This is a genomic window from Duganella dendranthematis, assembly GCF_012849375.1.
Classification (GTDB): domain Bacteria; phylum Pseudomonadota; class Gammaproteobacteria; order Burkholderiales; family Burkholderiaceae_D; genus Rugamonas; species Rugamonas dendranthematis.
This window is the reverse complement of record NZ_CP051684.1, coordinates 6,172,285-6,181,321: the sequence shown is the minus strand read 5'-3', so window position 1 is coordinate 6,181,321 and position 9,037 is coordinate 6,172,285. Positions and strand designations below refer to the sequence as shown.

At 61.1% G+C, this 9,037-nt stretch carries 7 protein-coding genes; 4 read left to right on the top strand and 3 right to left on the bottom strand.

Annotation, left to right across the window (positions count from 1 at the left end; all coding sequences use genetic code 11):
* Positions 1 to 104 precede the first annotated feature (104 nt).
* The 3 genes from HH213_RS28325 to HH213_RS28315 form a co-directional block, all read right to left on the bottom strand.
* The gene (locus HH213_RS28325; RefSeq protein ID WP_110849516.1) at positions 105 to 983 is read right to left on the bottom strand and encodes a serine hydrolase; all 879 of its coding nucleotides are present in this window, start codon (positions 981 to 983) and stop codon (positions 105 to 107) included.
* Positions 984 to 1,247: 264 nt separating this feature from the next.
* Positions 1,248 to 1,469, bottom strand: a complete 222-nt coding sequence (locus HH213_RS28320; RefSeq protein WP_110849517.1) for a TOBE domain-containing protein — start codon at positions 1,467 to 1,469, stop codon at positions 1,248 to 1,250.
* 96 nt (positions 1,470 to 1,565) lie between these two features.
* Positions 1,566 to 2,582 (bottom strand): sulfate ABC transporter substrate-binding protein, encoded by a 1,017-nt coding sequence (locus tag HH213_RS28315; RefSeq protein WP_169114488.1) that lies wholly within the window; start codon positions 2,580 to 2,582, stop codon positions 1,566 to 1,568.
* A 224-nt stretch (positions 2,583 to 2,806) separates the two neighbouring features.
* Here HH213_RS28315 and HH213_RS28310 point away from each other — a divergent pair, with 224 nt between their 5' ends.
* The 4 genes from HH213_RS28310 to HH213_RS28295 all read left to right on the top strand — a co-directional run bounded on the left by HH213_RS28310 (position 2,807) and on the right by HH213_RS28295 (position 9,028).
* Positions 2,807 to 3,337 carry a GNAT family N-acetyltransferase gene (locus HH213_RS28310; RefSeq protein ID WP_110849519.1) on the top strand — a complete coding sequence of 177 codons (531 nt, stop codon included), beginning with the start codon at positions 2,807 to 2,809 and terminating at the stop codon, positions 3,335 to 3,337.
* Between the two features lie 129 nt (positions 3,338 to 3,466).
* On the top strand, positions 3,467 to 6,721 hold the full coding sequence (locus HH213_RS28305) for a type VI secretion system Vgr family protein (protein WP_169114486.1): 3,255 nt from the start codon (positions 3,467 to 3,469) through the stop codon (positions 6,719 to 6,721).
* 7 nt (positions 6,722 to 6,728) lie between these two features.
* A complete protein-coding gene (locus tag HH213_RS28300) occupies positions 6,729 to 7,268 on the top strand; it encodes a hypothetical protein (RefSeq protein WP_169114484.1) in 540 nt (179 codons plus the stop codon).
* Positions 7,269 to 7,282: 14 nt separating this feature from the next.
* On the top strand, positions 7,283 to 9,028 hold the full coding sequence (locus tag HH213_RS28295; RefSeq protein ID WP_169114482.1) for a LysM peptidoglycan-binding domain-containing protein: 1,746 nt from the start codon (positions 7,283 to 7,285) through the stop codon (positions 9,026 to 9,028).
* The last annotated feature ends 9 nt before the right edge of the window (positions 9,029 to 9,037 follow it).

Here is a 9,037-nt window from a genome sequence, read left to right as displayed (position 1 = left end):
TTAGCGCTACCCCATATGCGTTTGCTTCGACGCCAGCCTTACCGCTGAGGGGTTTGACCCCGTACGGGGTCAAACCCCGCGTGGCCGTGCGGGTCAGGCGGTAATCACATCGCGCGGCGGTTGCGCTTGCTGCGTTTGACGGCTTTCTTCTTGGTCGTGACCGATGCCTTCATGACTTTTGGTCGTGGCTCATCCGGTCCGGCGATCAGGCGGCGAATCTTGATCGCATCCATATTGCGCACCGAGTTGGCGCCGGCGTTCAGCAGCACCAGAGTGTTGTTCTTGCCACCCGATTTGAAGCGCATCACCAGGCAACGGCCGGCCTCTTCGGTGTAGCCGGTCTTTGACAGGCCAACATCCCAACCCTTGGCGCCGACCAGGCGGTTGGTGTTGTGATATTCGACCTTGCGGCCCTTGATGTTGATGATGTCCTTGGTATCGGTGGTAATCCGGCGAATGTCCGGATAGGCCGACGCCGCCGTCGCGATCTTCACCAGATCGCTGGCAGTCGACATATTGTGCGGCGACAAACCAGTTGGTTCTTCGATCACGGTCTGGCTCAAACCCAGCGCCTTGATCTTGGCGCGCACCGCCATGCGGAAGGCCGGCAGGCCGCCCGGATAGGTACGGCCCAGCGATGCAGCGGCGCGGTTGTCTGACGACATCAGCGCCAATTGCAGCACATCCGAGCGCGACAGCTCGGCGCCGACCGGCACGCGCGAGGCGCTATGCTTGAGCATATCGACGTCGGCGCGGTCGATTTCGATCATTTCGTCCATGTTCGGCTTGGAATCCAGCACCACCATGGCGGTCATCAGCTTGGTCAGCGACGCGATCGGCACCTGGGTGTCGGCGTTCTTTTCCAGCAGGACTTTGCCGGTGCCGTCTTCAACGACCAGCACCGACTGCGAGCCGAGCGGTACGGCGGCAAAAGTTGCCGCAGTAAACGAACTCAGCAATACAGCAACAATTTTCTTCAGCATATAAGTATTCGGGAATAGGGAGTCTATCGGACACGTCTGGGCGACGCGGCGCGCGTAAAAGGTATGGCTATACGGCAATATTCTCTAGGGATAGACAATATCATTAAAGTGGCTTCTCGTCTATTGTGTCTAAGTCCCGGATTCTTATATTTTTTTTAGGCTTTAAGACAGTTAAGCCAGCTTTAAGCAAAAAAGCCCTGAGACGGGAGCGCTCAGGGCTTTTTTCCGATTTCCGGCCACGGCGGCAGCCGGGGCGGGGTGTTGCTAATTGCCGATCTTGGCGATGGAAACTTCGGTCGATTTCACCAGCGCGATGACTTCGCTGCCGACTTTCAGGTCCAGGTCGTGGATCGAGCGCGAGGTGATCACCGAGGTGACGATGCCGTGCTGGGTTTCCACATCGACTTCCGAAACGACGGGGCCAAAGATGATTTCCTTGATCTTGCCCCGGAATTGATTGCGTACGTTAATTTCAGAAATGGCCATCGCGCTTCCTTTGTCTGGTTGATTTTACTACGCTTCCAGATTACGGGGCGGACGGCCATTTGCAAACGAATCTATCCGAATAATCTTATTTGCGGATTATTTGTTATAGATTTTGTCGAACTCGCCGCCGTCGTCAAAGTGCTTTTTCTGTGCTGCTTTCCAGCCGCCAAACACGTCGTCGATGGTGAACAGCGTGACCTGGCGGAAGTTGGCGTTGTACTTCTTGAAGGCTTTCTCCGAGCGCGGGCGCAGCGAGTGCTTGGCGATGATTTCCTGGCCTTCCTCGCTGTACAGGAAGTTGATGTAGCCGGTGGCCTGCTTGCGCAAGTTGCGCTTGTCGACCACGCGATCCACCACCGCCACCGGCGATTCAGCCAGGATGGAGATCGACGGGTAGACCACGTCGAACTTGTCGCCGAACTCTTCGCGCACCAGGTTCACTTCGTTTTCAAAGGTGACCAGCACGTCGCCGATTTCACGCTGAGTGAAGGTGGTGGTGGCGCCACGGCCGCCGGCGTCCAGTACCGGCACGTTCTGGAAGATCTTGCCAACCAGGTCGCGCGCCTGCGCTTCTGTGCCGCCTTTTTTGATCACGGCGCCCCAGGCGGCCAGATAGGTGTAGCGGCCGTTGCCAGAGGTTTTAGGATGCGGAATGATGACTTTCACGCCCGGCTTGGCCAGGTCGGCCCAGTCCTTGATCTGCTTCGGATTGCCCTTGCGCACCAGGTACACCATGGTGGAATAGAACGGGGATGCATTATTAGGGAATTTCTTGGCCCAGTCCGGCGCCACCGCACCGCGTTCGACCAGGATGTCGATATCGTTGGCCTGGTTCATGGTGACCACCGAGGCTTCCAAGCCGTCCGCGACCGAGCGCGCCTGCTTGGACGAGCCGCCGTGCGACTGGTTGACACTGACGGTCTCGCCGGTGGTTTTCTTCCAGTCGGCGCTGAAGGCCGGGTTGATCTCTTTAAAGAGCTCGCGGGTGACGTCGTACGCGGCGTTCAATATCACAGTATCAGCAGCTTGCGCTTGAGGCAGACCAAACAAGGTGGCGGAAGCGGCCAGGAATGAGGATAAGACGAAGCGGCGCGTGGTTTTTTTAGTAGTCATAATGAGCTTTCGTAATATAGAACGTCCATGGTGTAAAATTTCGCCGCGAAAAGATACGAATTTTTCGTTATATGCTTATCTTTGGACTAAAAACCGCATATGGATTTTTGAAATCATTCGTGGGCAAAGGCGGGTTCACCCTCTAGTCTGGCAGTGTCCGACGGCCTTACTCAGCTTGGTGTATAGTCGTTACCAGCACTAAAAGTAATGTTTTGTGAGCGTACATGATTCTTGAAATTCGTATTGCTGCTTCGTCAGATGCGGAGGCAGCGTGCAATGTATTGCGCCGTTCTATCCGGGAATGCTGCGAACTGGATCATAAAAACGATCCCGCCATCCTTGATGCCTGGCTAGGCAATAAAACTCCGCAGATGGTGGCGAACTGGTTCAGTTCGCCCACGAATTTTTCGCTGGTGGCTGTCAGCGAAGGTACAGTCGTCGGCGTCGCCTTGCTGACCGGGGCCGGCAAGCTCGCCTTGTGTTATTTGCTGCCGGAAGCGCGCGGCCAGGGCGCCGGCAAGGCGCTGCTCAAGCGGATGGAACAGCAGGCCTGCGACTGGGGCGTCAAAGCGCTTCAGCTGCACAGCACGGCCACCGGCCAGCAATTCTTCGCCCAGCAGGGCTATACCGACGCCGGCAAGGTGCGCTCGCCGTATGGCGTGGAAACCGTCTTCTTCTGGAAACAGCTGGATGAGGAGGCGACCTGTCCGAACGCCCCCAAGCGCAAACGCTTCTGTAACTGTAATACCGCTTGATCTCCTCCGCCGGGCAGCGTCCGATTCAATTGGATCACTCTTGCCCTAAAAATAATTATCGGGTTAAATGCGCGTTGCTAAATACTAATTTTTAGTATTCGATATCACCACGCGACCGATAAATTACCCATGCCAGCCTCGCTCGAAAGTTTCTTCCAGGACAGCCGCTTATTGCGGCTGAGTACGCCTTTGGGGCCGAATAAGCTGGTGGCGGAGTGCTTGCGCGGAAGCGAAGCGGTGGGCGAGTGCTACGTGCTGAACATGACCGCCGTGTCGTCCGATCCGGCGATCGCGCTGAAGTCGCTGATTGGCCAGCCGGTGCTGGTGGAATTGCAGACGGTGGGCGGCGATGGCTGGCGGCCATTTCACGGCCATGTCACCGCAGCAGAGTGTCTGGGCGCCGACGGTGCGCTGGCCCGCTACAGCCTGACCGTCGGCCCATGGTATGCGTTCACCGCCATCGGCCGCGACAGCCGCGTGTTCCAGGACAAGACGGTGCTGGAGATCCTTGATGCGATTTTCGGCGGATGGCAAGCGCTGGGTACGTTGGCGCCGGCCTGGCGCTTCGATGTGCGCGACCCGGAGGCGTATCCACGCCGTTCGCTGACTTGCCAGTACCAGGAATCGAATCAGGCCTTCGCCGAACGGCTGATGCTGGAAGAAGGCCTGTTCTATTACTTCGAGCACCAGGGTGATGCCGGCAGCGACACGCTGGGCAGCCACACGATGGTGATCGCCGACCATAACGGCAGCTTCCAGCCGAACGCGCAGCCGATGGTGCGCTTCACCCAGCCCGGCGCGGTGATGCTTGAGGACAGCATGGACCGCTGGCGCACCGAACTGCGCTGGATAGCGGATGGGCTGGAAATCGCCAGCTGGGATTACCGCAGCAATGGCACGCGGCCGGTGACCGCCGCCGGCGATAGCGCGGCCGCCGGTGCGCTGCGACTCAGCAGCCGCGATGCGCCGGGCGCTTACGCCTACACGTCACGTGAACACGGGCAGCGTCTGGTCGACCAGCAATTGCAGGCGATGGAGGCCGAGCGCGAAGTCCATGTTGGCGCCGGCACGGTACGCACCATGGCGCCCGGCACGACTTTTACTTTGCAGGGGCAAGCGGTGCTGGATCAGGCCGCAGGCGACGACGCGCGCCGCTTTGTCGTGTTGAAGGTGGTGCACCTGGCACATAATAATCTCAGCGCCAACGTCCGGCAGCAGGTGGTGGGCGCGCTGGGCATCGGTGCGCTGGAGCAAGCTATCGCGGCGGACGCCGGCGACAGCCTGCATGCGGTCGGCCAGACCATCGCCGAACGGCCGCTGTATCGCAACCGGATCGAAGCGATCCTCGTCAGCACGCCTTACCGCCGCAGCGATGTCGATGGACACGGCCGCCTGCTGCATCCCAAGCCAACCGCCAGCGGCCAGCAGACCGCGATTGTGGTCGGGCCGCCCGGTGCGGTGGTGCATACCGACCGCGATCACCGCATCAAGGTGCAATTCCATTGGCAGCGCGGCGAACAGAGCCACAGCCGCCTGAACCATCCTTCCGCAGACACCCACAGCGGCGCGCCGGGTGATGACAGCGCCGGCACCTGGGTGCGGATCGCCACGCCGCTGGCACCGGTGGCCGGGGCCAACTGGGGTTCGGTGGCGGTGCCGCGGGTCGGCACCGAGGTGTTGATCGATTTTATCGATGGCAATATCGACCGGCCGGTGGTGATCGGCAGCGTCTACAACGGCAAGGGGCAGGACGACGCGCAGCATAACCAGCTGGCGCAGGGCGCCGGTGCGGCCATCGGCACGGCGCCGGCCTGGTTCCCGGGCGTGGCCGGTGCGCACGCGCATCCGGCGGCGCTGTCGGGCATCAAGTCGCAGGCGATGGCGGCCAGCCAGGCCGGCAGCGGCGCCTACAGCCAGATGGTGTTCGACGATAGTCCCGGGGAGGCGCGCGTGGCGCTGCAGCGGCACGCCGGTCCGCACGTTGGCACGGATGAGCTGAACATGGGCCATCTGCGCCACCAGACTGATAACCAGCGCTTGCAAACGGCCGGTTTTGGCGCCGAGCTGAAGAGCGAGCATGCGACCGCGCTGCGCGCCGGTCGCGGCATGTTGCTGTCCGCCGATGTGCGCAATGGCGGCAGCGGCGCCCAGCTCGATTCGCGCGAGGCGCAGTCGCAGATCCAGCAAAGCCATGCACTGCAAACCAGTCTGGCGGATGTCGCCAAAAAACAGAACGCGGTATTCAGGCCGGCTGAAGGCGCAGCGGTTGCGCCGGTGGCGGATAGTGGCAAGGACGAACTGCCGGCGCTGGCGGAGCTGGCGAAAAGCGGCGAGGTGATCGGCGCCGTGCAGCAGGTAGAGGCGCAGGCTGGCGGCGGCGCAGGGCAGGTCAGCGCCTACAGCGCGGCCCAGCTGCAGCTGTCGACGCCGGCCGGTATCGCCGCCGTCACGCCGGCCAGCGCGATTGTCAGCGCCGGCGGCACCGGCAGCCTGACCGCCGGACAGGACATCAATTTTGCCAGCCAGGGCAACAGCCTGCATGCGGTGCGCAACGGCATCAGCCTGTTCAGCTACGGCAAGGCCACCAGCGCGGACAAGCCGAATCAGGAAACGGGCATCAGGCTGCACGCAGCGAGCGGCAAGCTGAGCACGCAAAGCCAGACCGACCAGACCTCGCTGACCGCCGACAAGCTGATTACCGTGGCGAGCGTCACCAAGAGCGTCAGCGTGCGCGGCAAAGAGCATGTGATGCTCACGGCGCAAGGCGCCTACCTGAAGCTTGAGGGCGGCAACATCATGATCCATGGCCCGGGCAAGATGGAATTCAAGGCCAGCATGAAGGAGCTCACCGGTCCGCTCGACGGCTCCTTGCCGCTGCCGAAATTGAACGAGGCCGGCAAGGTGGTCTACGACCTCAGTACCAAGGTGGTGATTGACCGGCAGCTGCAGGATTTGATGGAAGCGGTCGGCGGCGGGACGTTGCCATATCGCTTCCTCGATGCGCGGGGCAAGGTGGTGGCCAAAGGCGTCGTCAATGACAAGGGCACGACGGAGCGCGTGTACCACCCGGTCGCCAACGAGTTGACGGTGCAGTTTGGCGAAACCGGCGATTGGACTCAGGTGATCCACGACGACGATTCTGGCTGTGGTTGCGGCGAGGAGCATGGTGACGATCATGACCACGAACATGATCAGCCGGCCGCCCAGGCCAGCGAGCCTGCGGCCACAGCGAGCGCTGAATCGGCAGAGGATGCAGGAGCGCACGATGAGGGCAGCGCCAGTTCGCTGCCGGGCTTCGATCCGGCGTTTGCGCTGCAACTGCTCGACCACTTGGTATTCAACCAGGCCGACGTACTAAAAGCAATTCAGGATGGAGAGGAATAGGATGGGCATGCGAAGTAAATTTGGGGCGGTAGCGATGATGATGGCATTGGCCGGTACGGCGTTCGCCGCCACGATCAATCCGGTGCCCGCGGCCACCCAGCTCAAGCTGGCGGAAGGCTATACCGACGTTAAGACTGGCGACATGACGCTGCGCATCGTCAAGGCGCATGTCGGCAGCCCGGACGCTAGCGCGTTCGATACCTTCACGGTCTATGTGCTGCCGCGCAAAGCAGGCGAGTCCTGGCTGCAGGCCACCGTGCCAGGCCAGAAAGGCCTTGGCTACAACCTGCGCACTTATGAAACGGCCGACGCCAACGTGCAGTCGATCGCTTTCTACCAGCAGGGTGGGCAGCTGTATGCAGTGCAGGCGGCGCGGCCCAGCGGTGGCGCCGAGGTCAATTTGGCCAAGGCCCATGTTGATATCAAGGTCTTCAAATTCAATCGCGACTGGGACGTGCCGAAGTTCGACAATGAAGGCGCCATGACCACCAAGGGCAGCTTCCATGACGCGGCCGACGCCTTGCCTGGCGAATTCTTCACCCATTGATCGCGGACTGAGCCATGTTTGTACGCGCTACTTATTACCGTGAAAAAAAGACCGTCCATTACTTCGACGAGAATGGCGAGGAGACGCTGTACATCGGTGGTTCGTTTGCCTGGCGCATGCATAATCCGGGTAACCTGGCCAAGCCGGGAAAGCGCGTCATCACCACCTCGATCGGGCTGGCGCAGCGCACCTCGGACAAGCACAGCATCTTCCTGATCTTCCCGGATAAGGAAACCGGCGAGAAGGAACGCATCCGCCTGATGAAAGAGGTGTATGGCAAGGACAGCATCGCCGACATGATGGAACGCTACGCGCCGCGCAACGAGAACGATACCGACGGCTACATCGCGTCGATCAGCAAGGCGGCCGGGGTGTCCAAGGATACCGTGCTCAACGACCTGACCGATGACCAGTTTTCGAAACTGGCGGCGGCGATGGGGCGGCACGAGGGCTATATTCCCGGCACCATCGTCAAGCTGGGCAAGCCGGCGGACGTGGCGCTGAAGGACAAGCTGCAAAAGCCGCTGGCAGACCAGCAGGTGAAAGCTAAAAGCGGCGACAAGGAAGTGCCGCTGCGTACCGACCACGCAGGCAACTTGCCGGTGATGTATCCGGATCTGTTCGGCAATGTGTCGCTGTACTATGACACCGGCTTCCGCCAGCTGGAAAAAATCGGCGACGTGCTGTCTGAACATGCAAACTCGGCGATGACATTTGTGGCGCCGTATTTCACGTTGAAGACGGCGCCGCGCGTTCACGAATCGGGCAAACCGGCGCCCGCGCCCGAGGTGCACATCGTCAAGGCCAATGAGACGCTGGCTGGCATTGCGGCCAAGCATGGCGTCAGCGTGGAGGCGATGGTCAAGGCGAATAATCTGAAGAACCCGGACAAGATTTTTGAGCGTCAGCATTTGCGCGTGCCGGGCAAGGGCGCTACTGCACCCGCTCCAGCCCCGGCTCCAACGCCGACGCCGACGCCAGCACCGGCACCAAAGCCGGCGCCAGCACCAGCGCCCAAGCCCGCACCAGCCCCGGCTCATGCACCAGCACCAGCGCCGAAGCCAGCGCCGACACCCGCGCCGGCGCCGGCGCCCAAGCCCGCACCAACACCGGCTCCTCGGCCAGCCCCCGCGCCGGCCGTGGCAGTCGATCACCAGCATACCGACAAGGAGCACCCGGTAACGGTGGTCAGTTCGCCGACGCTGGAGTTAAGCGGCCGCCAATGGTGCGCCCGTTTCCCCGGCAGCAGCTCGCTCAATACGCTCAACGCCGCTTTCAAACCCAAAGCCGACAAGTTTATCGCCGCCATGCGGGCGGCCGGCATCACCGTCAAGCTCAATGCCACGTTGCGGCCAATCGAACGTTCCTACCTGATGTATTACGCGTTCCGCATTTGCAAGGGCGATGATGTCACCAAGATTCCGCCGCAAGATGGCGTCAATATCGACTGGGCGCATCGCGACGCCAAAGGCAAGGCCGACGTCGCTGCCGCCAAGGCTGCAGCGCGGGCGATGTGCGCGGGATATGGCGTGCGTCCGGATTCCGCGCGGCAGAAAGTTGGCCGTCCGGGACGCTCACGGCACAACTTTGGCGGCGCGGTCGACATGAACCTGTCCAGCTACGCGCACAAGACCATGAAAGACGCCAAAGGCGATGACGTTAAAATCGACGGCTTTTCCTCCCTGGTCGCCATTGGCAAGACCTATGGCGTCCTTTACTATCCCGCAGAAAATATGCACTGGTCCGATACCGGCCACTGATGAAGAAAC